22 protein-coding genes and 1 pseudogene are annotated in these 26836 nt (G+C 70.5%); 6 read left to right on the top strand and 17 right to left on the bottom strand.

Going from position 1 to position 26836, the window contains the following annotated elements:
• Positions 1–71: 71 nt before the first annotated feature.
• Positions 72–2432, top strand: coding sequence for an alpha/beta hydrolase family protein (locus tag FCI23_RS25950; protein WP_136726349.1), 2361 nt, complete (start codon positions 72–74; stop codon positions 2430–2432).
• Here FCI23_RS25950 and FCI23_RS25955 read toward each other — a convergent pair.
• The 4 genes from FCI23_RS25955 to FCI23_RS25970 all read right to left on the bottom strand — a co-directional run bounded on the left by FCI23_RS25955 (position 2402) and on the right by FCI23_RS25970 (position 7151).
• The gene (locus tag FCI23_RS25955; RefSeq protein ID WP_136726350.1) at positions 2402–4801 is read right to left on the bottom strand and encodes a right-handed parallel beta-helix repeat-containing protein; all 2400 of its coding nucleotides are present in this window, start codon (positions 4799–4801) and stop codon (positions 2402–2404) included. The genes FCI23_RS25950 and FCI23_RS25955 overlap by 31 nt on opposite strands.
• A gap of 138 nt (positions 4802–4939) precedes the next feature.
• Complete coding sequence (locus FCI23_RS25960; protein ID WP_246143993.1) at positions 4940–5566, bottom strand: Rv1733c family protein; 627 nt, start codon at positions 5564–5566, stop codon at positions 4940–4942.
• 199 nt (positions 5567–5765) lie between these two features.
• Positions 5766–6590 carry an MOSC domain-containing protein gene (locus FCI23_RS25965; protein ID WP_136726351.1) on the bottom strand — a complete coding sequence of 275 codons (825 nt, stop codon included), beginning with the start codon at positions 6588–6590 and terminating at the stop codon, positions 5766–5768.
• Between the two features lie 36 nt (positions 6591–6626).
• The gene (locus FCI23_RS25970) at positions 6627–7151 is read right to left on the bottom strand and encodes a DUF6643 family protein (RefSeq protein ID WP_136726352.1); all 525 of its coding nucleotides are present in this window, start codon (positions 7149–7151) and stop codon (positions 6627–6629) included.
• Positions 7152–7341: 190 nt separating this feature from the next.
• On the opposite strand from FCI23_RS25970, the gene FCI23_RS25975 reads away from it, so the two are divergent.
• Together FCI23_RS25975 and FCI23_RS25980 are read left to right on the top strand one after the other, a co-directional pair.
• Complete coding sequence (locus FCI23_RS25975; protein ID WP_136726409.1) at positions 7342–8514, top strand: TerD family protein; 1173 nt, start codon at positions 7342–7344, stop codon at positions 8512–8514.
• Between the two features lie 66 nt (positions 8515–8580).
• Entirely contained in the window at positions 8581–9660 is a 1080-nt protein-coding gene (locus FCI23_RS25980) for a glycosyltransferase (RefSeq protein WP_169316942.1), read from the top strand.
• Here FCI23_RS25980 and FCI23_RS25985 read toward each other — a convergent pair.
• Entirely contained in the window at positions 9633–10793 is a 1161-nt protein-coding gene (locus FCI23_RS25985; protein ID WP_211265477.1) for a glycosyltransferase, read from the bottom strand. The genes FCI23_RS25980 and FCI23_RS25985 overlap by 28 nt on opposite strands.
• A gap of 175 nt (positions 10794–10968) precedes the next feature.
• On the opposite strand from FCI23_RS25985, the gene FCI23_RS25990 reads away from it, so the two are divergent.
• Together FCI23_RS25990 and FCI23_RS25995 are read left to right on the top strand one after the other, a co-directional pair.
• Positions 10969–11748 (top strand): glutamate racemase, encoded by a 780-nt coding sequence (locus FCI23_RS25990; RefSeq protein ID WP_136726355.1) that lies wholly within the window; start codon positions 10969–10971, stop codon positions 11746–11748.
• An 18-nt stretch (positions 11749–11766) separates the two neighbouring features.
• Complete coding sequence (locus tag FCI23_RS25995; protein ID WP_136726356.1) at positions 11767–12297, top strand: hypothetical protein; 531 nt, start codon at positions 11767–11769, stop codon at positions 12295–12297.
• Between the two features lie 66 nt (positions 12298–12363).
• Here the strand turns inward: FCI23_RS25995 and yicI are convergent, their stop codons facing one another.
• The 6 genes from yicI to FCI23_RS26025 form a co-directional block, all read right to left on the bottom strand.
• Positions 12364–14691, bottom strand: coding sequence for an alpha-xylosidase (gene yicI, locus FCI23_RS26000; protein ID WP_136726357.1), 2328 nt, complete (start codon positions 14689–14691; stop codon positions 12364–12366).
• Complete coding sequence (locus tag FCI23_RS26005) at positions 14688–16076, bottom strand: GH1 family beta-glucosidase (RefSeq protein WP_136726358.1); 1389 nt, start codon at positions 16074–16076, stop codon at positions 14688–14690. The genes yicI and FCI23_RS26005 overlap by 4 nt, the downstream gene beginning before the upstream one ends.
• Before the next feature lie 15 nt (positions 16077–16091).
• Complete coding sequence (locus tag FCI23_RS26010; protein ID WP_136726410.1) at positions 16092–16823, bottom strand: carbohydrate ABC transporter permease; 732 nt, start codon at positions 16821–16823, stop codon at positions 16092–16094.
• Positions 16824–16930: 107 nt separating this feature from the next.
• Positions 16931–17884 carry a carbohydrate ABC transporter permease gene (locus FCI23_RS26015; protein WP_136726359.1) on the bottom strand — a complete coding sequence of 318 codons (954 nt, stop codon included), beginning with the start codon at positions 17882–17884 and terminating at the stop codon, positions 16931–16933.
• A gap of 10 nt (positions 17885–17894) precedes the next feature.
• Positions 17895–19124, bottom strand: coding sequence for an ABC transporter substrate-binding protein (locus FCI23_RS26020; protein WP_211265478.1), 1230 nt, complete (start codon positions 19122–19124; stop codon positions 17895–17897).
• 86 nt (positions 19125–19210) lie between these two features.
• Positions 19211–20245, bottom strand: a complete 1035-nt coding sequence (locus FCI23_RS26025) for a LacI family DNA-binding transcriptional regulator (RefSeq protein WP_136726360.1) — start codon at positions 20243–20245, stop codon at positions 19211–19213.
• A gap of 291 nt (positions 20246–20536) precedes the next feature.
• Between FCI23_RS26025 and FCI23_RS26030 the strand changes: the two genes are divergently transcribed.
• Positions 20537–21025: an NUDIX hydrolase gene (locus tag FCI23_RS26030; protein ID WP_136726361.1), complete on the top strand. Its 489-nt coding sequence runs from the start codon at positions 20537–20539 to the stop codon at positions 21023–21025.
• A gap of 21 nt (positions 21026–21046) precedes the next feature.
• On the opposite strand, the gene FCI23_RS26035 is transcribed toward FCI23_RS26030, so the two are convergent.
• The 6 genes and pseudogenes from FCI23_RS26035 to FCI23_RS26060 form a co-directional block, all read right to left on the bottom strand.
• Complete coding sequence (locus FCI23_RS26035) at positions 21047–21454, bottom strand: PTS-dependent dihydroxyacetone kinase phosphotransferase subunit DhaM (protein WP_136726362.1); 408 nt, start codon at positions 21452–21454, stop codon at positions 21047–21049.
• A complete protein-coding gene (dhaL, locus tag FCI23_RS26040) occupies positions 21451–22089 on the bottom strand; it encodes a dihydroxyacetone kinase subunit DhaL (RefSeq protein ID WP_136726412.1) in 639 nt (212 codons plus the stop codon). Before dhaL ends, FCI23_RS26035 begins: the two co-directional genes overlap by 4 nt.
• 77 nt (positions 22090–22166) lie before the next feature.
• Positions 22167–23159 (bottom strand): dihydroxyacetone kinase subunit DhaK, encoded by a 993-nt coding sequence (gene dhaK, locus FCI23_RS26045; RefSeq protein ID WP_136726363.1) that lies wholly within the window; start codon positions 23157–23159, stop codon positions 22167–22169.
• 536 nt (positions 23160–23695) lie between these two features.
• Positions 23696–24849: pseudogene (locus FCI23_RS26050) on the bottom strand (glycoside hydrolase family 64 protein).
• A 229-nt stretch (positions 24850–25078) separates the two neighbouring features.
• A complete protein-coding gene (locus tag FCI23_RS26055) occupies positions 25079–26095 on the bottom strand; it encodes a 1-aminocyclopropane-1-carboxylate deaminase (RefSeq protein WP_136726364.1) in 1017 nt (338 codons plus the stop codon).
• Positions 26092–26817, bottom strand: a complete 726-nt coding sequence (locus FCI23_RS26060) for a GntR family transcriptional regulator (protein WP_136726365.1) — start codon at positions 26815–26817, stop codon at positions 26092–26094. Before FCI23_RS26060 ends, FCI23_RS26055 begins: the two co-directional genes overlap by 4 nt.
• Positions 26818–26836: the final 19 nt, after the last annotated feature.

Here is a 26836-nt window from a genome sequence, read left to right on the forward strand (position 1 = left end):
TCCTGAATATGCGCGCCGCCAACGCGCCACAACGGGGAAAGTACGGGGAGGCGATCGCCATGCGGTCGGAAATGGCACGCGACATTCCACCTACCCAGCCGGGAGCGGGGCAGGCGCCGCTGTCGCTGGAATTGCTGGTCCATGGAGTCGGCGGCACGACGCCGCAGATCATGCTGAACGATCCCCGCATCACACGGCTCTGCGGCGACTACACAGCGGGCATTTACCGCCGCACGGACGATGTGGACGCGGAGCAGCGCCCGGGGGCGTACCACGGCAAGCCGGTGCCCGACGCGTTCAGCTGGTCCAATCTCACCTCCGGGGACGGGAGCAGGGCGCTGTGGCTGCTGCTTCTTCCCTTCATGGTGGCAAACCTGGCCTACTGGATGCGGCCGGCGGCCGACACGCCCGGGCTGCGGCGGACGTACGACATATTGGTGCGGATCATTGCCCTCAGCCTCACGGTGCTGCTGGTCGCCGCCGTGTCCGAGGTCGCGGTCGACCTCGTGGCCTGGCAGTGTGCGGGCCAGATGACCTGCATCGCCGACAAGAGCTGGCTCGGCTGGCTCGCCGGGCGCGAGCCGGGGCAGCGGCTCGCCATCGCGGCGTGGGTGCCATTAGGGCTCACGATGCTGCTGTGGTGGCTGTCGCACCGCACGTGGTACGCCTACGAGTCCCAGGCGCCCATCGAGCGTGACCAGCGGGCGGCCCCGGACGCGCCGCCGCTGGCCGGGGCGGGCTTCTGGTACGGCCGCCGGGCGGTCGCCCGGCTGCGGGCGGCGCACACCGCAGCGGGGCTGCTGACGGTGTCGGTGATGGTGCTGGTGCCCGCGCTGACGCGGGACCAGCACAGTGGCCCCCGGCTGGCCGCGATGGGATGGGCACTGGTGACGCTGCTGGCGGCGCTGGCGGGAGCGGCCGTAGCCGTGACATGGAGCGCGGGACGGAGCGAGGACAAGCTGGACCACGAGCTGGATCGTACGCTGGTCCGTTTTCTGCTGGGCGGCTCGGTGACGGCGCTGATGGCGACCGGCGCATATGTGTCCTGGCACCGGCCGGGGTGGCGGGCGCAGGGTCATCTGCCGCCCAGCACGGCATTCTGCTGGCTGACGCTTCTGCAGGGCGCCCTGGTCGTGGCCCTGGGGGTGACGGCGGTACTGATGCACCGGACGCAGGTACGGGCTGAACGGTCCGGCGGCCGTGGCCGCGCCGACGACGGGATGGCCGCCATGCGACGGATCGCCCTGCACGGCCTCGGCGGCCCCGCTGTGGCCGTGCTCGCGTGCGGGCTCGGCGGCATTCTGACCGGCGGTATGGCGCAGCGCGTCGCGGACTGGCTGGACCGGGGGTCGACGCCGGGGAGCGGGGGTAATGGGGTTGCCGGGCCGCCGGTGCTGCTGTCGTGGCAGGCGTCGACGATTCCGCTGGTGATCGCGGTGGTGATCGTCGTCGCGGTCGCCGAGGGCCGGCGGCTGTGGCAGCGGACCAAGGAGTTGGAGGGCAGCGTTCCGGCGCAGTACCCGGGTGAGTCGCTCCACCCGGAGCGTACGCGGCAGATCGCGGGCGCGCAGGCGCGGGCGGGGCTCACCGACAGTGCGCCGCTGCTCGTCGGGGTCACCGCGGTGGCCGCGGTCCTGCTGGGCGCAGGCGCACTGGCCGGCGCCTGGGCGAGCGGCAGGGTGCCGGGCGAGGCGACCACGCAGTGGCCGGGAGTCCTGCACGCGGGAGCCGAGGCGGCGCAGGGCATGGGATCGTGGCTGGTCGGAGCCAGCGTCGTCGCGATGGTCGCGCTGGGCCGCCGGGCGTACCGCAGCGCGGGCGCACGTCGCACGGTAGGCATCCTCTGGGACATCGGAACCTTCTGGCCGCGGGCAGCGCACCCGTTCGCGCCGCCCTGTTACGCGGAGCGGGCCGTGCCGGACCTCACCTGGCGGATGACCACCTGGACCGCGCAGTATCCCAGTGGCCGGATCATCCTGTCCGGCCACTCACAGGGCACTGTGCTCGCCGCCGCGGCCGCCTGGCAGCTGGATCCGGCGACGCGCGACCGGATCGCGCTGCTGACGTACGGATCGCCCCTGGAACGGCTGTACGGGCGCTGGTTCCCGGCGTACTTCGGGCCCGCGCAGCTCCGACAGCTCCATGGCGAGCTGCGGGCCTGGCGCAACCTGTGGCGGCGTACGGACCCGATCGGCGGACCGGTCCGCATCTGCGGAGGGGGCCCGGATGTCGACTGTCCGCCACTCAAGGATCCGGCCGCTTACGGCCGGACACCCGCCTACCCGCTGCCCGCGCCGATCCTGACGCATTTCGACTACCAGGCGGATCCGGCCTTCGCCGTCGAACGCACGATGCTGCTCGTACGTCTCACGCAGGAGCGCGCCCCCTCCGGGCTGCCGCTTCAGGACAGCGCGGGCAGGTCTTCGGGATAGAGCAGCTGGAGTTCGTCGTGGCTGGGCTCGGTGACATGGGCAAGTCGGCCGGCGTGGCGTTCGACCATGGCCTCGAAGGTCAGCCGGGCGGTGCGGCCGTTACCGAAGGCCGGACCCTTGGGGATGGCGGTGAAGTATTTGAGCAGCGCTTCGCCGGTTTCGTCGGCGAGCTGGTACTCGTGCTCCTCGGCCTGGGAGCGGACGATGTGCAGCAGTTCCTCGGGCGTGTAGTCGCCGAAGGTGATGGTGCGTGAGAAACGGGAGGCGACGCCGGGGTTGACGGAGAGGAAGCGTTCCATCTCGGCGGTATAGCCGGCGACAATGACGACGACCGCGTCGCGGTGGTCCTCCATGAGCTTCACCAGGGTGTCGATCGCCTCGCGGCCGAAGTCACGTGACCCGTCCTCGGGCGCGAGCGAGTAGGCCTCGTCGATGAAGAGCACACCGCCCCGCGCCCGGTCGAACGCCTCCTGGGTGCGGATCGCGGTCGATCCGATGTGCTCGCCGACGAGGTCCACACGCGCGACCTCGACGAGATGGCCACGCTCCAACACGCCGAGCGCGGCCAGAATCTCACCGTACAGGCGCGCGACGGTCGTCTTGCCGGTGCCGGGGGAGCCGGTGAAGACCAGGTGGCGACGGAGCGAGGGGGCCTTGAGGCCTGCCTGCTGGCGGCGTTTGCCGACGGCGATGAGGTCGATGAGGGCGCGGACCTCGAGCTTGACGCTGCCCAGGCCGACAAGGGCGTCCAACTCGGCGAGCACGTCGTTCGACGGCCGGACGGCCGGATCGTCCGGGGCGGCCGGTTGCGTGGCGGGGCGCTGCTCCGGTACGCCGCCCAGCAGCCCGTACGCCGGTGTGGAGGCGGTCTGCCGGGCGGTCACGGGCGCGGCCGGGCGGTGTTCGGCACTGGTGTCCCCGGTGCAGTCCTCCGTCACGGGGCCGGGCTCGGCGAACTCGTAACCGCCGCGCGAGCAGCGTTCGGTGCGGCAGCGGGTCAGGGTGGAGCGGCAGCCGTCGATGATGTGGAAGCCATAGCCGCGGCTGCCGGTGACCCGGCAGCCGCTGAAGGTGCCGCGGCCCTCGGCGGAGACGTAGAAACCGGCCTCGCCGGGGTTGGTGACGGTGCACCGCTCGATGGCCGGGTCGGCGCCCTTGGTGACGATGACGCCGGTCGAGACGTCATCGATGGTGCAGGAGGCCAGGGTGCCACCGCTGCCGTGGTCGCGGAACCAGGCGCCGGTGGCAGCCTCGCGGATCCGGCAGTCGTCGAGCTGGACGATGGCGCCGTCGCTGACCGAGACGGCGGTGTTCCGGACCTGGGTGAAGTCACTGTCGACGACGTCGGCGCGCGAGCCGCGGTCCAGGACGAAGAGGGCATCGGGCACATCGCGTACCCGGCAGGCGTCCAGTATGGCGGCAGCGCCGTCACTGACCCAGACCGCGGGGTAGTCGCCCGTACTGTCGTGGATCTCGCACTGGTTGGCGTCCACACGGGTGCCCGGGTCCCACACCGACAGGCCGTTGCGCCCGAAACGGCGCACGGTGGAACGGGTGAGGGTCAGCACCGACCGTGAGCGCAGGTCGATTCCGTTCTCGGGAATGTCGTGGATGTCGCAGTCCGACAGGGACAGCACGGCGTCCGTGTCCAGGGTGATGCCGTCGCCGGTGGTGCGGTGCACCTGGCAGTCGGTGAGATGCCCGACCGCCCGCGATGCGACCTGTACACCGGTGCCCTTGACCTCGTAGATCTCGCAGCCGATAGCCTCCGCGACGGTGCCCTCGTCGCTCAGCGACAGGCCCGCTCCCGAGGTGTTGTGGATACGTACGCGCTCCAGCCGGGGCGAGGCACCGCCGCGCACGGAGACGCCGGTCTGGCCGGCGGCCACCACCTCGCAGTCCTCGAACAGGCCGCCGGAGGATTCCAGGACGCTGATGCCGAGCCCTGCCGGATTGTCGACGGTGCAGCGCCGGACGGTGGGCCGGGCGTTGTCGCGCACCTCTATGCCGACCGCCGAACGGGTACTGACCCGCAGCCCGGTCAGCTCGGGCGCCGAGCCCTCGATGAGGAGCGCCGCCGCCGAGGTGTCCTGGCCCTCGATGGACAGATCCTGTACGGTCGCGGACGCTCGCACGGTCAGCGCGACGCCGCCCGAAGGGGCGATCCGCACCGAGCCGGGGCCGTCTGCGCCTCTGAGCGTTATGGCCCGCTGGACGACGAGGTTCTCCCGGTAGGTGCCCGGGTTGATCGAGAGCACGTCCCCGTCACCGGCCGCTTCGAGAGCGGCGACGAGCGTTTCATACTCTCCAGTGCGGCGGCGCCACCGCGAGCTGCTGGTGTGCGTCACCTGAACCACGCCCTGTGCCATTGGGATGCTCTGCCCCATCCTCTTGCGTTCGGCCGACCAGGTGGTCCACGGTAGCGTGCGCGGGACGGGCGCCAGCACCAGGACGGACCCGGATCACCTGCGGGTTGCGGCAATTGGCCCGAGGCGTCCGCAGAGTCCTCATCCTCCCGCGTCTGCCCGGCCCCAGTCCTGGCCCGCGGCGGCCCACTCGCGCTCCCACTCCGCGAGCCGCCTCCGCATCAGCTGCCACATGAGCGTCTGGCGGCTGATGGTGCCCAGCACCAGCGCGAGCAGCGCGGTGCCGAGACCGGCCATCGCCGCGTGAGCGGTGGCGGTCGCCGCGTCCAGCGGGGGAGTGGTGGCGTTGCCGTGCGGATCGGTCCAGACGTAAATCCGGTCGCCCTTGCCCTGGTCTACGGCTATGCGAACCGTGCCGCTGTGCTGCTTGCCGTCCGGTCCGGTCCAGCGAGCGGTGGCGGCGCGCCCTTCCTCGCGTAGGGTTCCCGACTCGGGGTCGGTGCCGGTGACCTCGCGCGGGCCGGCCTTCAGCACCACTGCGGGCAGATAGGCACGTTCGGCGCGCTGAGCCCGCACCGTCTGCTGCAGCGCACCGTTCACGGCGGCGCCGGTCGCCCAGCCGGCGGCGGGGGCTCCGACGGCGATGACCACCGCCGCCAGCAACCCGGCCCACGCCTCGGCGAGATCCGACCGGCGGCGCAGCGGATTGCGCCGCCACCGCCACAGGCGCGACCGCAGCCGCATCCGTCGTCGTACGGTCCGTCGCATCGGCCGCACTCCCTTCACCGTCCAAGTACCGCACACGGCAGGCCCGTGCGCGCAGTGGGCAGAGGTATCGAGAGGGATGTCACTTCGGGCGCGCGCGGGAACCTGTTGCACGGTGGGCTTGGAAGCCGAGCAAATTACTGGGCGGCGTTGCTGCGCCCGGACGCTGACTCGCGCGGCCTCCTACTCCAGAAGCGGCCTCTTACTCCAGAATGTGCAACGGGTCGCCGACGCGCAGGGTTCCGCGATGTTCGGGAATGAGGTTCTGCCCGAAGAGCACCTGGTTGCCGGAGCGCCGGTGGCGGGCAAGCGTACGGAGCGGTTCCTTGCCGCGCTCGGCGGTGTGCTGGTCGGTGGTGGTGACGACGCACCGGCCGCAGGGCTTGGCCACTCGGAAGATGACCTCGCCGATACGGATCCGGCGCCAGCTGTCCTCGGCCCACGGCTCGGTGCCGACGATGACGGCATTGGGCCGGAACCGGTCCATGGGCACCGGGCCCTCTTGGGCATGATCGCCCCGCGCGATCAGGGAGTTGAGAGCATGGAGTGACGCGGTCGCCGTAAGGAGCAGCGGAAAACCGTCAGCGAAGCTGACGGTCTCGCCAGGTCTCCCGAACTCGGGGTCGACAGGGCGGCGGCGCGCCGGGTCGTCCAGGTGCACCAGGCCTGCGGCACTGCCCAGATAGGCGCTGAACCAGGCCGCCGCCTCCGCCCCTGCCGGCACGGCCTCGACCTTGTCCTTCCACACCGTCACCGGTGCGGCGATCCCCGACACGGGCACGCCGACCACCAGCTCCGGGCATTCGGGCGCGGTGAGCCGCAGCCCGCCCTCCGCGAGCGGCTCAGCGGCCACCAGCGCCAGCCGGGGCTGCTCCCGCTGGGTGATGAACCGTCCCGACCTGTCGACCAGCATCCACCGGCGGTCCCCGGAGAGCCCCCACGGCTCGACGATCGCCTCATGGCACGTCTGACCGTGGACCGATTTAACCGGATATATGTGGAGCGAGCTGAGGTGGGGCGTGATCATGCCGCAATGGTGCCACCCTCGTTGGCCTTTGCCGGATCAGCCCTGGTAGTACCCCTGTCCGAGATTGCGCCGCTGGTACGGCTCTTCGCCGTATCCGGCGGGAGCGGCCGGGCGCGGCGCCGCGGGACGCGGCGGCTGCGGGCGGGCCGCCTCGTATCCAGCCGGGCCCTGATACTGGTTTGGGGGCTGCTGCGCCGGGTAGCCGCCGCCTGGGTTGCCGTTGTACCCGCCGTTGTACCCGCCGCGCGGCGCCGCCGTCTGCTGGGGGATGTACGGGGCCGGGGCCTGCTGCAACTGGGCGGGCTGCTGCTGGTAGCCGTTCTGCTGGTAGCCGGAGTACGCACCCTGGGCCGGCGTCTGCGCGGACGGTCCGGGGGGCAGTGCGGGCAGCGCTGAAGGCAGGGCCGGGAGGTTGCTGCCGGTGTCGTAGGCGGCAGGAACGCGGATCGGTGCGATCTGCGGGGTGCCTCGCTCTGCGACGAGACTGTCGTAGATCGGGGTGTCGGGGAAGAACGGTGACGTGTAGTAGCCACCGCTGTACGTACCGCGGGGGGTGGTCATAGACCATAAGTTAAGCCCACGATGTGGTCGTTGGGGAGACCGATCAGTGGGTTGTTTGATGTGCAGTGAGTGACGCTCGATCGCCAATCCGAGCGAATCATCGAAAAACGGTCGCCCCGAGCCGTTTCGATCGTGTAAAGGGCGCGATCTCCATTACGTTGGTCATCAGGCGAAGGGGTCTGACATGACTATGCGCAAGGGTGCGAACCTTCCGGTCGCCGCGTCTGCCGTGCGGGTCGAGCTCGGTTGGCGTGCCGGTCCGGGCGTGCCCGACGCCGACGCCTCGGCCCTCCTCCTGGTCAACGGCAAGGTCCGGTCCGACGCTGATTTCGTCTTTTACAACCAGCCGGCGCATGCCTCCGGCGCTGTCCGCCACGAAGGCAAGCGGGCCACCGCGGGCACGGTGACCGACACCCTTGCCGTGGACCTCGGCCGCGTGGAGCCCGCCATCGACACCATCGTGCTGGCCGCGTCCGCGGACGGCGGCTTCGGCCAGGTGCCCGGCCTGAACATCCGGGTCCTCGACGCGGCCGGGGGCGCGGAGATCGCCCGCTTCGACAGCTCGGACGCGACCGTGGAGACCGCCTTCGTCCTCGGCGAGCTCTACCGCCGGCAGGACGGCTGGAAGTTCCGTGCCGTCGGCCAGGGGTACGAGACCGGGCTCGGCGGCCTCGCCACGGACTTCGGTATCACCGTCGATGACACTCCCACGCCGGCACCACCCCCTTCCGCCGAACCCGTCCGGTTGACAAAAGTCACCCTTACGAAGCAATCGCCGTCCGTCTCGCTCACCAAACAGGGCGGGACCTCCGGGACGATGAGGGTCAACCTCAACTGGGAGACGCTCAAGCCGGCCACAGGATGGCTGCGCAGGGCCGTCGCCTCCCGGCTCGATCTCGACCTGTGCGCCCTCTTCGAACTCACCGACGGCAGCAAAGGCGTCATCCAGGCGCTCGGCAACTCCTTCGGCTCCCTCCACCGGGCCCCGTACATCCACCTGGACGCTGACGACCGCACTGGTGAGACCACCAGCGGCGAGAACCTCACCATCAACCTCGACCACAAGGACGCCTTCCGGCGCATCCTGATCTTCGTCACCATCTACGAGGGCGCCAGCAGCTTCGCCGGCCTCAACGCCACCGTCACGCTATGGCCGCAACACGGCGCGCCGGTCGACTTCTCCCTCGACGAATGCACCGTGCCGTCCAATGTCTGCGCTCTCGCCCTCATCACCAACCAGAGCGGTGACCTAGTTGTCCAGCGCGAGGCGCGTTATCTGGTGCCGCAGCGAGGCGTCAGCCCGCAGCGGACCGTCGACTACGCCTATGGGTGGGGTATGAACTGGACACCCGGCCGCAAGTAGTGCCGAGTACAGCCAACAGCTCCTGGAACAGGTCCTGAAGCGCGGACGCGCATGCCACAGTGGCCCATGCGCGTCGCCATGCTGTACGGCCCCGCAGGACCGCGGCGGCCCTGGGACTGGTGCCGGGCCGCAGCCACGGCCGCCGATGTGGTCGAGATCGTGGCCGTACCCGCCCTGACCCTGCCACCTCTCCCCGTGCTGCCCCACGCCGGCCGCGACCCCGATCAACCGCACCTCTACCAGGTGGCGGTGCTCACCGGCGGTGGCCCCGTCGCCGACCGGATCACAGCCGGCCGTGTCGAAGGTGTCCTACGGTTCGAAGCTGCCGAATGCGGCCGCATCGATGTCCTGCACGCCCACTCACCCGGCGCGCGCCCGGACCTCCCGTGGCTCTCCCGGACGACCCGCATCCCATACGTCCTCTCCGAGGACGACCCGGGATGCCTCGCACAGCGCCGCACCGCCCGTCTGTACCGCCACGCCGCCGCTGTCATGACCGTCAGCGACTCCCTGCTCGCCCGAGTCGGCGAACTCGGCCTGCCCGGCCGCCACCGCCTCGTCCCTCACCCCGTCGACCCCGCCGCGCTGCCACCCGTCCCCGCCCGGGCCCGGATCCACCAGGACCCGGTGCGCGTCGCCATAACCGAGGACTGGGACGTGCTCGCCCCCGCCTTCGCGGTCGCACACGCCAAGGATCCCCGATTACGGCTCCAGATCATCCGCGACAGTTCCGAACTGCCTTCGGTCCAGTCCCGGATACGTCAACTGGGCATCGCGGCAGCCACTGTCCTCACCCCCGCCCGCTCCCGGCCCGAAACCATCCACGAACTCGCCCACGCCGACCTCTTCGCCGCTCCCGGCGCCGGCGGCAACTTCTGCATCCCCGCCCTCGACGCCCTCTCCTGCGGCACCCAGGTCGTCGGCACCCGCACCGGCGCCCTGCCCGATCTCGTCGGCCACGACGCCGGCATCCTCGTACCGCCCGCCGACCCGCACGCCTTCGCGCTGGCCCTGGTGGAGGCCGCCGCCGGGCTCCCGCGACACTCCCGGGCGGCCCTGGCCGAGCGCACCAGGCGGCGCTACGGACCGTCCGCCGTCGGCGCGCGGCTCGCCGCGGTCTACGCGGAGGCGTCCGGGCGGGTGTAGGTGCGGCCCTTCCACGCGGCGCCCCGTCCCCGGTAGTGCTGGACCGCGGAGTCGACCGTCATCAGCAGGTACAACGCCGCGGTGAACGGCAGCAAAGGCGCCAGCCACAGCGGCTGCCCGTAGTACCGCAACATCGGCACATATGTGCCCGTCATCACGGCCCAGGCGGCGGCCCCCAGTCCGCACACCCACCCCGCGCCGGCGATTGCCCCGCCCACGGCAGCGACCGGCGGCACCAGATAGACGAGCCCCAGCCCCACCACCGTCGCCGTGAGCAGGAGCGGATTGTGCCGCAGCTGCGCGTAAGCGCTGCGCGATACCATCCGCCACAGCTCCGCCAGTCCTGGATACGGGCGCACGCTGTCCACCCGATCCGCCAGCCCCAGCCAGATCCGGCCGCCGCCGCTCTTCACCGCGCGCGCCAGCGCCACATCGTCGATGACCGCGTGCCGGATCGCCTCGGGCACGCCGGCCCGCTCCACGGCCGTACGCCGGACCAGCACGCAGCCGCCCGCGGCCGCCGCCGTCCGGCCGCCGCCGCTGATCCACCGGAACGGATACAGCTGCGCGAAGAAATACACGAACGCCGGGACGATCAATCGCTCCCAGCCCGTCACGACGCGCAGCCGCGCCATCTGCGACACCAGATCGAGTCCCCCGGCCGCCGCCACCAGCTCGCGCAGCGACTCCGGACCGTGCGCGATATCCGCGTCCGTCAGCAACAGGAACTCCGCGTTCATGCGTTCACCCGCGAGGGCGATGCCGTGCCGCACGGCCCACAGCTTCCCCGTCCAGCCCGGCGGCGGCGCGCCCGGCGATGTCACTGTCAGCGGGAGCCCACCGTGTGCCGCCGCCAGCGCCCGCGCCACGTCTCCCGTACCGTCCGTGCTCCCGTCATCCACCAGGAACACCTCCGCCCGCCCCGGGTACGCCTGCGCCAGCACCGACGGAAGGCTCACCGGCAGCACCTCCGCCTCGTCCCGTGCCGGCACGACCACCGCGACGGCCGGCCAGGCCTGCGGCTCCGCCCGCTCCGGCAGGCGCACGTCGGTGCGCCAGAAAAAGCCCTGGCAGAGCAGCAGCCAGGCCCAGGCCAGCAGCGACGTTCCCGTGATCCACGTCAGTACGCTCACGCGGGGCAGTCTGCCGTAACTGCGGCCCGGCCGGCCCCGGCGGTCGACGAGTTGGCTGACCCGGGCCGTTGGGTCGCGTCGGGGCTGAGGCCACTTCGTGGTCGTGGGTTACGGGCGGCCAGGCGGGAGGCTCCCGCGCCGCAGGCGCGGATACCGGCACCGGTAGGGTGGCGGGGTGAAGATCGCGCTCGTGGACTCCGGTATCGGCTTGCTCGCGGCAGCGGCCGCACTGCGTGGACTGCGCCCGGACGCGGATCTGGTGCTGTCGTCGGACCCGGACGGGATGCCGTGGGGCCCGCGCACGCCGGAGGATGTCACGGCCCGTGCGCTGGCCTGTGCGAAGGCAGCGGCCGAACACGGGCCGGACGCGCTGGTCGTGGCGTGCAATACGGCGTCGGTGCACGCACTGCCCGCACTGCGGGCCGCGCTGGAGCCGGCCGTACCGGTGATCGGCACGGTGCCGGCGATCAAGCCCGCGGCGGCGTCCGGCGGGAGTGTCGCGATCTGGGCGACCCCCGCCACAACAGGGAGCGCGTACCAGCGGGGGCTCATCCGGCAGTTCGCCGACGGTGCGACCGTTACCGAGGTGCCGTGCCCAGGCCTGGCGGCCGCAGTGGACAGCGCGGACGAAGCGGCCATTGACTCGGCGGTCGCCGCTGCGGCGGCGCTGACTCCGCGTGATGTTGCGGCCATCGTCCTGGGGTGCACCCACTACGAGCTGGTCGCGGAGCGCATCCGCGCCGCCGTAACACCCGGGGCCGTGCTGTACGGCTCCGCCGAGGCGGTCGCGGCGCAGGCGCTGCGTCGTATCGGGGCCGGACCCGCGCCGGAAGCGGAGCGGAGCGGCGGACTCACGGTGATCCTGAGCGGGCGCCCGGCCGGGCTGCCCGAGCACGCGATGACGTACGCGGAGGCCCGGATACTGGCGTCGATACCGCTGCCGACCCGCCGGTAGGCGGGTACTCTGCACAACATGACGGATGCGCACCGTAGTGACGCGCGCCCTCCTGAGGTGTGGACCGGGCAGGCCCGGAACCGCATGCAGTGGCTGCCGGCGGCTGCCGGGGCGGCCTGTGTGGCGTTGGGGATCGTGTTGGCGGTCGAGGACGGGATGTATGCCTCGAGCCTGGCGCCGCTGGTGATGTCGGTGGTGGGCTGCATCGCGGTAGGACTGCTGGTGCTGTTCGGGACGATCGCGTTCACGCATGTGCGGGTCAGGGTGGACCGGGACGCGTTGGAGGTGCGCTGCGGGCATATGGGGCTGCCGCGCCGCCGGATCCCGCTGGACCAGGTGAGTGGCGCGCATCTGGCGCCGCTGGTGAGCCCGCGCCATTGGGGCGGCTGGGGGTACCGCTGGCGTCCGGAGATGGGCACGGCGGTCGTGGTGCGCCGGGGGCCGGGTGTGGTGGTGGACCTGGGGAACGGTCGTCGGTTCACCGTGACGGTGGACGACGCGGAGGGCGCGGTGCGCGCGATCAGCGACTGCCTGCGACTGCGTTCATAGCTGTCACGACAGCGCATCGCGACGCGGTCCCGCCACCCTCTCGCAAGATGGCGGGACCCGCACACGTCAGGACCAGCGGGCCGTCACCACCGACGCCCCGGCGGCGGCGGTGATCAGCACCCCGAGCGGCGTCCGTTCCACCGAATCGGCACCCTCCACCCCTTCGGTGTCATCGGCGCCGACGAGCAGCACCCGCCAGCCCTGCTCGCCGCGCGTCTCCACGGTGAGCACGTCACCCGTCCGCCGGGTACGGAACACCGCGGCCGTGCCGCCGTCCGCAGTGGGCACCGTCGTCACGGTCTCGCAGCCGTCGGCCGGGGCGTGCACATGCAGAGTGACTCCGTCGGCCCAGTCGTACTCCGGAGCCTGCTCACTCGCGCCGAACGGAACGACCGAGCCGGGGCGGGCCAGCAGCGGCAGGGTGGCGAAGCCGTGTGTCTCGCGCCGCCAGCGGGGTCCGGAGACACGCTCGCCGGTCAGCACATGTGTCCAGGTGCCCTCGGGCACGTAGTACTCGACCGTGCCGTCTTCCGAGAAGACCGGGGCGACGAGGAGGTCGTCGCCGAGCATGTACTGCCGGTCGAGCTGGTGACACGCCGGGTCGTCGGGGAATTCCAGCACCATGGCGCGCATGACGGGCGTGCCGGAATCCCGCGCCTGGAGGGCGGCCCGGTACAGGTAGGGCACGAGCCGGTTCTTGAGCCGGGTGAAGTCCCGCGTGACGGCGACCGCCTCGTCGCCGTAGTCCCACGGCACGCGGTAGGAGTCGCTGCCGTGCAGCCGGCTGTGCGACGACAGGAGCCCGAACTGCACCCACCGTTTGAAGAGCGCGGGTGTCGGCGTGCCCTCGAAACCGCCGATGTCGTGGCTCCAGAAGCCGAAGCCCGACAAACCGAGCGACAGCCCGCCGCGCAGGGACTCGGCCATCGCCTCGGCCGTCGACTCGCAGTCGCCGCCCCAGTGCACCGGGAACTGCTGGCCGCCTGCGGTCGCCGAGCGGGCGAACAACATGGCCTCGCCCTCGCCCCGCTCCTCCACCAGCAGCTTGAACACCACGTCGTTGTAGACCTGGGCGTAGTAGTTGTGCATCCGTTCCGGGTCGGAGCCGTCGTGCCAGACAACATCCGTCGGCACCCGCTCCCCGAAGTCGGTCTTGAAACAGTCCACGCCCTGCCCGAGCAGCCCCCGCAGCTTGTCCGTGTACCACTCGCGCGCCGCCGGGTTGGTGAAGTCGACCAGTGCCATTCCGGGCTGCCACAGGTCCCACTGCCAGATGTCGCCGTCTCGCCGCTTCAGCAGATAGCCCTCCCGGGCGCCTTCCGCGAAGAGTTTCGACTTCTGGGCGATATACGGGTTGATCCAGACGCAGATGCGCAGGCCCCGCTCCTTCAGCCGGGCCACCAGACCCTCGGGGTCCGGGAAGACATCCGGGTCCCAGGTGAAGTCGCTCCACTGGTACTCGCGCATCCAGAAGCAGTCGAAGTGGAAGACACTCAGCGGGATCTCCCGGTCGGTCATTCCCTGGACGAAGCTGGTGACTGTCGCCTCGTCGTACGAGGTAGTGAACGAAGTCGACAGCCACAGCCCGAACGACCAGGCCGGCGGCAGCGCCGGACGGCCGGTGAGCGCCGTGTACCGGGCGAGGATCTCCTTCGGCGTCGGACCGTACACGATGAAGAACTCCAGCGACTGGTCCTCGACGCTGAACTGGACCTGCCCCACCGACTCGGTGCCGACTTCGTACGAGACACGCCCGGGATGGTTGACGAACACGCCATAGCCGCGGTTCGTCAGATGGAACGGGACGTTCTTGTACGCCTGCTCGCTGCTGGTGCCGCCGTCCGCCTGCCAGATGTCGACGCTCTGACCGTTCTTGACGAACGGGGTGAAGCGCTCACCGAGCCCGTAGACCAGCTCCCCGACGCCCAGCGCGTGCTGCGCGAGCATGAAGTGGCGGCCCTCGGCGTCGGTGACGAATCCGGTGCCGCGCCGGCCGACCGAGGTCAGGGTCCGGCCCTGCGCGGTGAAGTCCAGCTGCCAGGGTGCGTCGGTGTCCACCCGCAGCGCGAGATCACCCGCCGACAGTTCGACCACGGAGCCTTCGCGCACCGTCTTGCCGGAGCCGTTCTCCGACCGGGGGGTGAGTGCGAAGTCCGGGCCGGGACTGGCCTTGCCCGCGTGGTGGGTGTAGCGGACGCCGATGACACCGTCGGCCGGGGACCAGCACTCGGTGGTCAGGAGCGGGCTGTTGAGAGTGTCGCCGCGCTTGAGCACCCGCTTCACGGGCGCGTAGAGCGTGATCCGGTCGTCCTCGACGGCCGCGTCGGCGACCGAGGCGGCATACCGGGCGGTCACGCCCGGGCGCATGAGCCAGTAGCCGTCGGTGAACTTCATGAGTGATCCTGCTTTCGTGCGTGGTGGGAGCGGTGGGAGGCGATCAGGTCCCGGTACCAGCGGTAGCTGTCTTTCGGGGTGCGTTGCTGGGTGCCGTAGTCGACGCGCACGATGCCGAAGCGCTGGGTGTAGCCGCGGGCCCATTCGAAGTTGTCGAGCAGTGACCACACGTAGTAGCCGCGGACGTCCACGCCCGCCTCCATCGCCGCCCTCAGCGCGTGCAGGTGGTCGTGCAGATATGACACCCGCTCGGCGTCGTGGACGGTGCCCGCTTCAACGGTGTCCGCCTCGGCGGAGCCGTTCTCGGTGATGAAGACCGGCGGCAGCGCCAGGTACCGGTCCCGCAGGCCCACCAGCAGCTCCGTGAACGACCTGGGTACGACCGGCCAGCCCATGGTGGTGTGCCGGGTGCCGTACGGATCGGTCTCTCGTACGCCGATGTCAACGGCGGTGCGCCGGATGGGAAGTGCCGTGTCGGCGACGGTCACCGGGCGGTAGAAGTTGATGCCCAGGAAGTCCAGCGGGGCACCGATGATCCCCAGGTCGCCGTCACGCCGGTATGAGCCGTCCGCCAGCTCTCCCCAGGTCGCTGCCTCGTCCTGCGGATAGCGGCCGGCGAGCAGCGGCTCGGTCCACACCTCGTTGTGCAGGGTCTCCGCTCGGCGCAGCGCCGCCAGGTCCGCCGCCGAGTCGCTGGCGGCCTCGATACGGTCAAGGTTCAGGGCGATGCCGACCTCGCGGGCGCCCACCGCGCGCAGCGCCCGGACGGCGTGCCCGTGTGCGAGCAGCAGATGGTGGGCGGCGGCCAGCGCGCCCGTGCCCTCCCTGGCGCCGGGGGCGTGACGGCCCTCTGCGTAGCCGACGAAAGCCGAGCAATACGGCTCGTTCAGCGTCATCCAGCGGCCGACGCGGTCCCCAAGCCGCTCCGCGACGAGGCCCGCGTAGGCGCCGAAGAACTCGGCGGTCTCGCGGACCCGCCAGCCGCCCCGGTCTTCCAGAGCCTGCGGCAGGTCCCAGTGGTAGAGCGTGACAGCGGGGGAGATGCCGGCCGCGAGCAGTTCGTCGACCAGCCGGTCGTAGAAGTCCAGGCCCTTCTCGTTGACCGGGCCGCGGCCGTCCGGCTGGACCCGGGGCCAGGCGACCGAGAAGCGGTACGAGTCGACTCCGAGACCACGCAGCAGGGCCACGTCCTCGGGGTAGCGGTGGTAGTGGTCGCAGGCTGTGTCACCGGTCGCGCCCCCGGCCGTGCGTCCGGGGGTGTGACTGAAGGTGTCCCAGATCGACGGGCCGCGGCCGTCCTCGTCGTACGCGCCTTCGATCTGGTAGCCGGCGGTCGCGGCGCCGAAGGTGAAGCCCGGCGGGAAGAGCGGGAATCCGGTGGTCACACATTTCTCCTTCGGCTACTTGACGGCTCCGCCGGTGACCCCGGCGGCGACGTACTTCTGGGCCACGACCAGCAGGATCGCGGCCGGTACGGCGGAGATCACGGCGGTGGCCATGACGGCGCCCCAGTCGCTGACATGGGCGCCCACGAACTCGTACATGCCGAGAGTGATCGGCTTGACGTCGTCCGTGGTGTTGAGGGTGAGCGCGAACATGAAGTCCGACCAGGCGAAGAGGAAGGTGAACAGACCTGCCGTGATCAGGGCGTTCCTGCTCATTGGGATCACAATCCGGATGAATGCCGTGAAACGGTTCGCTCCGTCCACCAGCGCGGCCTCGACGACCTCCGTTGGTATGGCGACCATGAAGGCCCGCAGCAGGACGATGGAGAAGGGCAGTCCGAGCGAGGCGTCGGCGAGGATCAGGCCGCCATAGGAATTGACCAGGTGCAGGTCCACATACGCGCTGTAGAGGGCGTTGGCGATGACGATGCCGGGCACCATCTGGGTGATCAGCGTGCCGAAGACGATCGTGCGGCTGCCGCGCAGCCCGAACTGCGCCAGCCCGTAGGCGGCCGGCGCGGCCAGCGCCAGGCACACCCCGACCGAGCCCAGCGCGACGACAAAGCTGGTCAGCAGAGACCCGCCCTGGGTGTCCAGCGCCCGCCGGAAATTGTCCCAGCTGGGCGAGGTGGGCAGCCAGTGGGTGGCGGCCAGGCTCTGGCCGGGCTGGAGAGCGATGTTGAGCATCCAGTAGAGCGGGAAGAGCAGAACGAGCAGGATGACCACCGCTATCGCGGTGTTGGCGCCGCGGAGCAGGCCACTGCGGGAGTTACTGGAGTTGTTGGACACGAGGATCACTTCCCCTGGCCGAAGTCGGACCGGTTGGCCCGTAGGTACAGCACGGCGAAGACGGTGCTGATGAGGATGAGGACATTGCCGACCACCGCGCCCTGCCCGAAGTCCAGCTGGAGGAAGGAGAGCTGATACGTGACGGTGCCGAGGGTCTGGGTCGAATCGGCCGGCCCACCGCCGGTGAGCGCCAGGATCAGGTCGAGGATCTTCACCGTCGACATGAAGCCCAGGACGAGGACGACGGTGACGACCGGGCGCAGCAGCGGCAGGGTCACGCTTCGGAACGTCCGCCAGGCGCCCGCGCCGTCCAGGGAGGCGGCCTCGTACAGGTCGCGTGGGATTTCCTGGAGCCCGCCGTAGAGGATCACCATGTTGAACGGGATGCCGATCCAGATGTTGACCAGGACCGCCGAGAGCAGGGCGACATTGGGGCTGCTCAGCCACAGGACGGGGGAGTCGGTGAGGTGCAGGTCCGCCAGGAGGGTGTTGATGACGCCGGTGTCCTGGTCCAGCAGCTTCCGCCAGACGACGGATGACACCACCATCGGGACCAGCCAGGGCAGCAGTAGCACGGCGCGGGCGATTCCCGACAGCCGGAAGCGGCGGGAGAAGAACACCGCGAGCGCCAGGCCGAGCACGAACTGGCCGAGCAGCGAGCCGACCGTGAAGAGGAGGGTGTGCCAGAGAGAGTCGGTGAAGAGCGGATTGTCGAAGACCGCACGCCAGTTGTCGAGGCCGTTGAACGGCGCCTGGCCGGTGAAGTACGTACGCGGGGTGTAGTGCTGGAAGCTCATGATGACGTTCCGCACCAGCGGATAGCCGAAGAACGCCAGCATGTAGAGCACGGCCGGGGCGACGAAACACCAACGTAGGAGCGTGTTTCCGGCGCGCGTCGGGCGTGTCGCCCGGGCGGTTCTCGCCATGGGCTTTGGAGTGGTCTCGCTGATGGTGGTCATGGCCGTGTCCTCACTCGCCTGCCGTGGCCTGCGCCTGGGCCTGCTTCAGGGCTTTCTCGGGCGTGGCTTGGCCGGTGAGCACGGACTGGAAGGCGCCGGCCAGGGCGTCCGAGACGACCGGCCAGCCGGCGCCGACGCGTGCGGTGCGAGAGCGGGCGGTGGCCACTTCGTCGGCGAACGCGGCGAGCTTGGGGTTGTTGACGCTGTACTGGTGCGCCGCGGCCGTCCGAGTGGGCACGTTGTTGACGGACTCTCCCCAGCTGAGCTGGTTCTTCTCGCTGTTCAGGCAGTTCAGCAGCTTCGCTGCGGTCTTCTGCCGGCCGGTGTCGCCGGTGCGCGGGATGGTCATCACCGTGCCCCCGATCGGGGGCACCGGGGCGCCGCCGGCCTTCGGCACCGGGATGGTGGCGACCGCCCAGTGCAAGTCCTTGTGCGTGTTGAGGACGGGGACCTGCCATGGGCCGTTGACCATCATCGCGGCGCGTCCGGCGACGAACTGGTCGTTGACGTCCTGCTGGGTCCAGTTGACCACCGCCTTGGACACCGAGTTGTCGTCCACCAGGTCCTTCCACAGCTGCAGCGCGCCCGCGCCGCGGCCATCGTCCAAGTGGCTCTCGTCACCGCCGTTGGACCAGAAGAACGGCAGGAACTGATAGACGCCGTCCGCGTTGGGCGAGGCGCTGAAGGCCATGCCGTACGTCTTGCCCCGCGTCAGCTTCTTCGCGGTCGCTTTCAGCTCTTCCCAGGTGGTGGGAGGTTTGAGGCCCGCCGCCCGCAGAAGGTCGGTGTTGTAGATCAGCGCCAGGGAGTTGACGGATCTGGCGATGCCGTACTGCGTGCCTTTGTAGCTGCCCATCGACACGGCGCCAGGGGACATCCCCGTGATATCCACCGCCACGCTCTTCAGCGGGATGAGGCCGCCGGTGTCGGCGAACTGTGGCAGCTCCGATCCATCGAGTTCGAGGATGTCGGTCAGCGAGCGGGACGACGCCATCCGCAGCGCCTTTGACGCGACCTGGTCGGCGGGCACGCTGGTCTGCCGGACTTTCAGGCCGAGCGGCTTGGCGCACAGGTCGAAGAACTTCTGGTTCTGCGCGTGTTCGACGGTATCTGTGGCGGAGTTGAGCACGGTGATCGTGGCGGGATCCGGCGTACTCGCGCACCCGCCCAGGCCGACGGCGGCAGGAATGGCCGCCACGGCCAGGGCGAGTGCGGGCGTCCGCCCGCGATTGATGTGCATGTGTGGGCTCTCCGTTCGGTCTTACAGCACTGGAAGAGACGGAGTCGTGGGGTCAGGGAGGGGGCAGAGGGAGGGGGACAGGTGGGTCAGCGGCCGGTACGCGGTCGTGGGGGTGCGGCCCGCGGGCCCGGCATCAGCACCGGGGCGATCAGCCGGTGGGCGGCCGGCGACCGCGCAGGGCCCTCCGCGCGGGCAGCGATGGCTTCGACGGCGAGCCGGGTCACTTGGGCGGACATCTCGGACACCGGCAGTTCGATACGGGGCAGATCCCGGCCGCCCACATCGTCCGGCAGATTGCCGACCGCCATCACCGACAGGTCCTCCGGTACCCGGAGCCCGGCGGCGGCGATCGCGGCCAGGATGTGCGGCAGCGCCGCCACATGCTGGACGACCAGGGCCGTCGGCGGATGCTCCCCGGTCAGCAGCGCATGGACACGCCGGGCCAGCCGGGCCATGTCGCCGGTCGACTGGTGCACCCGCACTTCGGTGCCGGTTTCCGGAGCGGCCCGGCGGGCGCCCGCCACCCCACGCAGCGCGTAGCCCCGGCGGGCCTGGATCTCGTGCTCGGTCGTCGCCAGATACGCGATGTCCCGGTGACCGGCTGCCGCCAGCTCATGGATGGAGAGCGCCGCCGCCGCCTCCCAGTCCAGGTCCGTCCACGGCAGCGCGTCGTCGTCCGCCGACCGGCCCAGCAGCGCTGTCGGAAAGTCCAGCTCCCGCATCACGTCGATACGCGGGTCCTCCATCTCGACCGCCATCAGCACCGCCCCGTCCGCCTGCCCGCTCCGGGCGATCCGGCGCAGCCCCGGCACGCCCTCCTGGTCCGTCATCAGCAGCACGTCGTAGCCGTGCGAGCGGGCGGCGTCACTGATGTCGATCGTGAACCTGCCGTCCACCGCCCGGTAGCCGCCGGTGGCCCGGGGGAGCGCGAGCGCGAGCACATTCGTCCGGGTCCCGCGAAGCGCCCGCGCACTCGCCCTCGGGTGGTACCCGAGTTCGTCGATTGCCTGCTGCACCGACCGCCGGGTGTCGTCGGAGATCTTCCGGGAGCCGCTCAGCACGTACGACACCGTGCTCGGCGCGACCCCCGCGCGCTCGGCGACGTCCTTGATCGTGGTCATCCGGCTCCCTCGTGTCGAATCGATTCGTCGAATCGATTCACCAATCGTCCGCGATGCTAGGTGCCTCGCGGCGGGCGAGGCAAGACCCCGGTGTCGGCCGCCGCCATCCGGCCGCTGTGTCCGGCTCTCTCACACATGGCCGGGGCACCCGGCCGGTGCCCCGAACAGGGGCCGGACGTCCGGCGCAGCGAGCCGCAGGGCGCCGACTGTGCAGGAACGATGCAGCGGAATAACCGCCGTGTCGGCCGCGGATCGGTGCGGAATTCTCGGCGGGGCTTCTAACCTCGTCGTATGCCGATCCCTGACTTCCTCCGTGAACTGCGCGACCACGTAGGGCACCAGATGCTGTTCCTCCCCGGCGTTACCGCGCTGGTCTTCGACGACGCCGGGCGGATTCTCCTGAACCGCCGCTCGGACACGGGGCGTTGGGCCCTGATCGGAGGCATCTGCGAACCGGGTGAGCAGCCCGCCGATACTGCGGTCAGGGAAGTTCTGGAGGAGACCGGCGTGCACGCTGTCGCGGAGCGCGTGGTGCTGGTGCAGACCACCAAGCCTGTGCAGTACCCCAATGGCGACGAGACGCAGTACCTGGACATCACCTTCCGCTGCCGGGCGATCGGCGGCGAGGCCCGGGTCGCGGACGACGAGTCGCTGGAGGTCGCGTGGTTCGACCTGGACGCGTTGCCTGAGCTGGGCGGCTTCGGGCTGCTGCGGATCAAGCACGCGCTGGCCGAGGCCGGCGCTCCGACGTGGTTCGAGCCCGCGGGCCCGACGGAGTAACGACACGGGCCTGCGGCCCGGTCACAGCTTGCGGTAGGTGTACGCCTCCTCGGCGGCTGCCGTGACTTCCGCGAGAGCCGCGCCGGCGGAGGCGGTGACCACGGCGGCCACCGCGCCCTCGACGAAGGGTGCGTCGACCAGCCGGGTGCCGGACGGGAGCTCGTCCTCGTCGGTGAGCAGCGCTTTGACGGTGAGCACGGCGCTGCCCAGGTCGGCCAGGATCGCGACGCCCGCGCCGCCGTCGACGGAGCGGGCGGCCCTGGTGATCGCGGTGGCGTCGGTGCCGAGGCCGCCGTCCGGGGTGCCGCCGGCGGGGGCGACCGGGGCGACGGGGCCGCCGCCGCTGAGACCGGTCGCGAGCTGGGCCACGGCCTCGGCGACGGCAGCGCTGTGCGACACCAGGACGATGCCGACGACCCCGTCGGTCATACGGCGCCCTCCGCGGCGGTGCGGGCCAGCGCACCGAGCAACAGCGCGGACGAGGTAGCCCCGGGGTCCTGGTGCCCGATGCTGCGCTCGCCGAGGTAGCTCGCCCTGCCCTTGCGGGCCTGCAGCGGTATGGTCGCGAGCGCACCCTTGTCGGCGGCAGCGGCGGCGGCGGCGAGCCCGGCAGCCGTACCGGCACCGGAGGCGAGGGCGGACGCCAGCGCGTCGGCGGCCGGGGTGAGCGCGTCCAGCATCGTCTTGTCGCCGGGCGCGGCGCCGCCGAGCTGGGCGACGGCGTCGATGGCGGCCCGCAAGGCGTCCGCCAGCTGGGCGGGGCTGACTGTGGCCTCCTCGCCGAGCGCCTTGCCGGTCCTGCGCAGCAGGGTCCCGTAGAGCGGTCCGGAGGCTCCGCCGACGGTGCTGATGAGCTGTCGTCCGACCATCACCAGCACGCCTCCCGGGGTGCCCGGCGGCTCCTTCTCGACGGCGGTGCGTGCGGCGATGAAGCCGCGGCGCAGATTGCTGCCGTGGTCGGCGTCGCCGATGGGCGAGTCGAGTTCGGTCAGCCGGTCGGCTTCGCGTTCGATCACGGCGGTCGCCGCTGAGAGCCAGCGGCGGAAGAAGGTGGCGTCGAGCACGGGGTCGGGAGTTGTGTTCACGGGGTGCGGGTTCCTTCCGTAACCGAGGTGCCTGGGATGAGCCGGGGGGAGGAGGTTCAGATGCCCCAGCGCAGCGCGGGTGTGCTGACAGGCGCGTCCCACAGTCGCAGCAGTTCCTCGTCCACCTGGCAGACGGTCAGCGAGGCGCCGGCCATGTCGAGCGAGGTCACATAGTTGCCCACCAGAGTCCGTGCGACCGTGACACCACGAACGGCGAGTGCCCGCTGCACCTCGGCATTGAAGCCGTACAGCTCCAGCAAGGGGGTGGCGCCCATGCCGTTGACCAGCGCGATCACCGCCGAGCGCGGGTGCAGGTCGTCCACCACGGCGTCCACGGCGAAGTCGGCGATCTCGCCGGATGTCATCATCCGCCGCCGTTCCCGTCCTGGCTCACCGTGGATGCCGATGCCTAGCTCCAGCTCCCCGCTCGGCAGGTCGAAGGTGGGACTGCCCTTGGCGGGTGTGGTGCACGCGGCCAGCGCCACGCCGAAGCTCCGCGACGAGGCGTTGACCTGCCGGGCGATCGATTCCACCCGCTCCAGCGGGGCGCCCTCCTCGGCTGCCGCGCCCGCTATCTTCTCCACGAAGAGCGTGGCCCCTGTGCCACGCCGCCCGGCCGTGAAGAGGCTGTCGGTGACCGCCACGTCGTCGTTGACGAGGACCTTGGCGACCTGCACCCCCTCGTCCTCGGCGAGCTCGGCGGCCATGTCGAAATTGAGGACATCGCCCGTGTAGTTCTTGACGATGAACAACACCCCCGCGCCGCTGTCCACAGCTGCCGCGGCCCGCGCGATCTGGTCCGGCACCGGCGATGTGAAGATCTCGCCCGGGCAGGCGGCGTCGAGCATCCCGCGCCCGACGAATCCGCCGTGCAGCGGCTCGTGCCCCGATCCACCGCCCGAAACGAGACCCACCTTTCCGGCGACCGGGGCGTCCCGCCGGACGATCACCCGGTTGTCCACGTCCACCGTCAGCTCGGGATGCGCGGCGGCCATTCCACGCAGGGCGTCGGCGACCACGGTCTCGGCCACGTTGATCAGCATTTTCATGTGCTGTTCCTTCCGATCTCGGCGGTAGCCGCCGCGGCCGTGCTTTCGGTGGGTGCGAGGGGGTACGCGCGATTTTTGATGTTGGCGGATCGCGGCGGCCCGGAGCGGGGTCCGGCGGGTACGGCGCTGATTTCACGCTGACTTGGCTGGTCGTCGGTCAGCGGGGCGCAGGGCGCGTGGAGACCCAGGACGGCGGGGCCCACCACGGTGGGTGACCGGTCATTCAGAGGGAGGCGCATGGCGCACCCCATGTGTCGAGTCCTGCGAGAACCCATGGAACCAGCGTACGGATTCGGGACAGGGGAGGCACCCTTTGCGACAAGGGGGCCGTGCCGCCCTCACCTTCGCCTTCACGCGAAGAAGCCGGCACGGGGCTGAGACGTACGTGGGACGTCACTCCTGGGCACACCGACACGCGGTCGCCGAGCACGGGATGACGGCGCTCGGCGACGGAACTCACATCAGCGCCGGGCCGGTCGGTGGGGGCGCCGCCGCGCGAGCGCTCCGGTGCCCGCCGGGCCGTTTTACGGCGCGCTTCAGTCGAACGGGTCGAGCGTGATGTATGCCCGTTGCGGATTGCTGTCGTTCACCAGTGACTCGTAATTGCCGACGTCGTCGAAGGCGAAGGCGTAAGCCTTGCCGTCGGCCATCTGCGCGTGGATTTTACGGGCGTAGTGGTTGGTCACCACGTCCTGGTAGAAGGCCGTGGAGCTCGTGTCGGGATGGTTCGAGTTGACCAGGAGGGTGGAGCGGTTGTAAGCCGCGCACAGGGTGCGGGATATCGGCCCGCGTACCAGGTCGTTCGGTGCGTCGAACAGTTTGTAACAGCCGAAGATGCTGTCGGCGTCGGGTTTCTGGAACGTGGTGACGACCGCTCCGGAACTGTGGGTGAAGTTCATGACGTTGCCGGAGACCCTGCCGTAGTACTTGGTGTTCGGCTGGTCTGTGAAGGGTGTCACCGTCAGAGTCGATGTGGCGTACTTGGACCACACGCGGTTGACGTGGTCGTCCATGATCGTGGCCGGCAGGGCGCCGGATTCGAGGCCGTGGCCGGGCGCGAGGCCACGCAGGATGGTGCCGTCGGACCGGGTCTGGATCAGGTTCGCCCAACCGCCCGGCTGGCCCTTGAGGGCGTTGAAGAATCCGTTGTAACCGCCCGCCTTGAGATGGCCTGTGTTCTTGACGGTTCCGTCGGCGAGCTTGACGCCCACGGCATACGGGGCCGAGAACATGTCGACCTGTGTGCTGTTGATCCACAGTCCGGCGTCGTTGAGCGTGTACTCGGACCAGTTGAACAGAATGTTCACGTTCGGGTCGGACGGGTTCTGCGCCGCGGGCTGCACGAGGCCGCCGGTGGTCAGTTTGAAGACGAGCTTCTGGCCGTACGAGAAATAGACCCGGCCGGAGAACTTCGGCATCTGGAGCGTCGTGGACCGGCCGTTGGCCGGTCCGGCGATAGACGCGTCGGGAGCGTCGGTCGGCGGATTGCCCCCGGCCGGCCAGGCGTGGAACGTGCCGCTGGCGTCGGCCCACCCCTGCTGGCCCGTCGAGAGCAGGGTCCCGAGGTTGTAGATGTGAACTGGTCGCTGCGGCCGGAGTTGTTCGTGATCTGGAGCGGGATGGTCGCGGGAACCGCGGCCTCGGCGCGGGACGTGACACCGACGGCCGTGATTCCGGCCGCGACGGTCATCACGACGATGAATGGCGCCAGCACCTTCCGGATGTGTTGCACGCATTTCCTCCTCGTAGGCAGATCCCGATGGGCGCGAAGGGGAGACGATCCCCAGCGCTCTGAGAGCGCTCTCAGAGTCGCCAAGCGAGTGAGGTGTGTCAATGGTCTGGACCAAGATGAGCTGCCGCCCGGCTTCCGCTGTCCGGTGCGGCGGCCTCCCGGTTCTCACGCGGGACAGGACGGGCGGTCAGCCGAAGACGCCGCTGTAGGCGTTGAGGGCGGGCTGGCCGCCGAGGTGCGCGTAGAGGACGTTGGAGTCCTTGGGGATCTCGCCGCCGCGGACGAGGTCGATGAGGCGGGCCATCGACTTGCCCTCGTAGACCGGGTCGAGGATCACGCCTTCGAGGCTACCGGTGAGCCGGATGGCGTCGAGGGTCGACTGGACGGGGATGCCGTAGAGGTCACCGGCCCAGCCTTCCAGGAGGGTGATCTCCTCCTCGCGCAGGTCGCGGCCGAGGCCGATGAGCCCGGCGGTGGCACGGGCGATCTTCTCCACCTGGGCGTGGGTCTCCGACGGCTTGGCGGAGGCGTCGATGCCCAGCACCCGGCGGGGGCGGTCCTGGCCGGCGAAACCGGCGATCATGCCGGCCTGGGTGCTGCCGGTGACGCTGCAGACCACGATCGTGTCGAAGAAGACCCCCAGCTCGCGCTCCTGCTGCTGGACCTCGTACGCCCAGTTGGCGAAGCCAAGCCCGCCCAGCGGGTGGTCCGAGGCGCCGGCGGGTATCGCGTACGGGGTCCCGCCCCGGGCCCGTACCCCTTCCAGTGCCTGGTTCCAGCTGTCCTTGAAGCCGATGCCGAATCCCGCCCGGACCATCTCCACCCGAGCGCCCATGATGCGGGACAGCAGGATGTTGCCGACCTTGTCGTTGACCGGGTCCGGCCAGTCCACCCAGCTCTCCTGCACCAGGACGGCCTTGAGGCCCGCCTTGGCGGCCACCGCGGCGACCTGGCGGGTGTGGTTGGACTGCACACCGCCGATGCTCACCAGCGTGTCCGCGCCCTGCCGGAGGGCCTCGGGGACCAGGTATTCCAGCTTGCGCGTCTTGTTGCCGCCGTAGGCCAGCCCGCTGTTGCAATCCTCGCGCTTTGCCCATATACGGGCGCCGCCGAGATGGTCGCTGAGCCGGTCCAGGGGGTGGACCGGACTGGGGCCGAAAGTCAGGGGGTAGCGCTCGAAGTCGGCGAGGGTCGTGCGGGTCATGTATCGCTCCTGGGCAGGTCGTCCGGGGTTGCCCCGGACGTGTCGGGTACGTGGGGTTCGGGTGTTTCGGGCGTGTCGAGCAGGGGTGCCAAGGTCTGCCAGTTGGTGCGGGAGGCCACCGCGGCGCCCTCCGCGTCACCGGTCTCGCACAGGGCGATGATCCGGTTGTGCTGGGCGACCGAGCCGCGCCCGCTGAGGGAGGAGAAGCGCACCCGCTCCACCCGGCGCAGCAGTGGGGTGAACTGCTCCAGCACCGCGCCCACCGCCTGGTTGGCGCAGGCCGCCACCGGAACTGCGTGGAAGTCGTCGTCGGCGGCGAGGGCCGCCGCCACGTCGTCGCGGCGCAGCGCCTCGGCGAACCGCGCGTTCGCCTCGCGCATCGCGTCCAGCTCGGCGGCCGAGAGATTCGGCACTGCCGCGCGGACGGCGAGCTCGTGCATGGCCGAGGTCACCGCCTGGGCGTCGCGGGCCGCCCGGACGTCGAGGGGGCTGACGATGGTGTAGCGGCCCGGCTTGGTGCGTACGAGGCCGGTCTGTTCCAACCGGCCGAGGGCCTCGCGGATCGGCGTGCGGCTGACCCCCAGCCATGCGACGAGATCGGCGTCGTTGAGGCGCTCGCCGGGGGTGAGGGTGCCGTCGACGATTGCGTCCCGGATCGCCCGGTAGGCGTTCTCCCGGAGCAGTGATCTGGAGACGAGCCCTCGGCTCTGGGGTACCGGCATGCAATATATTGCATGCCGG

The organism is Actinacidiphila oryziradicis (genome assembly GCF_005047355.1).
GTDB lineage: Bacteria > Actinomycetota > Actinomycetes > Streptomycetales > Streptomycetaceae > Actinacidiphila > Actinacidiphila oryziradicis.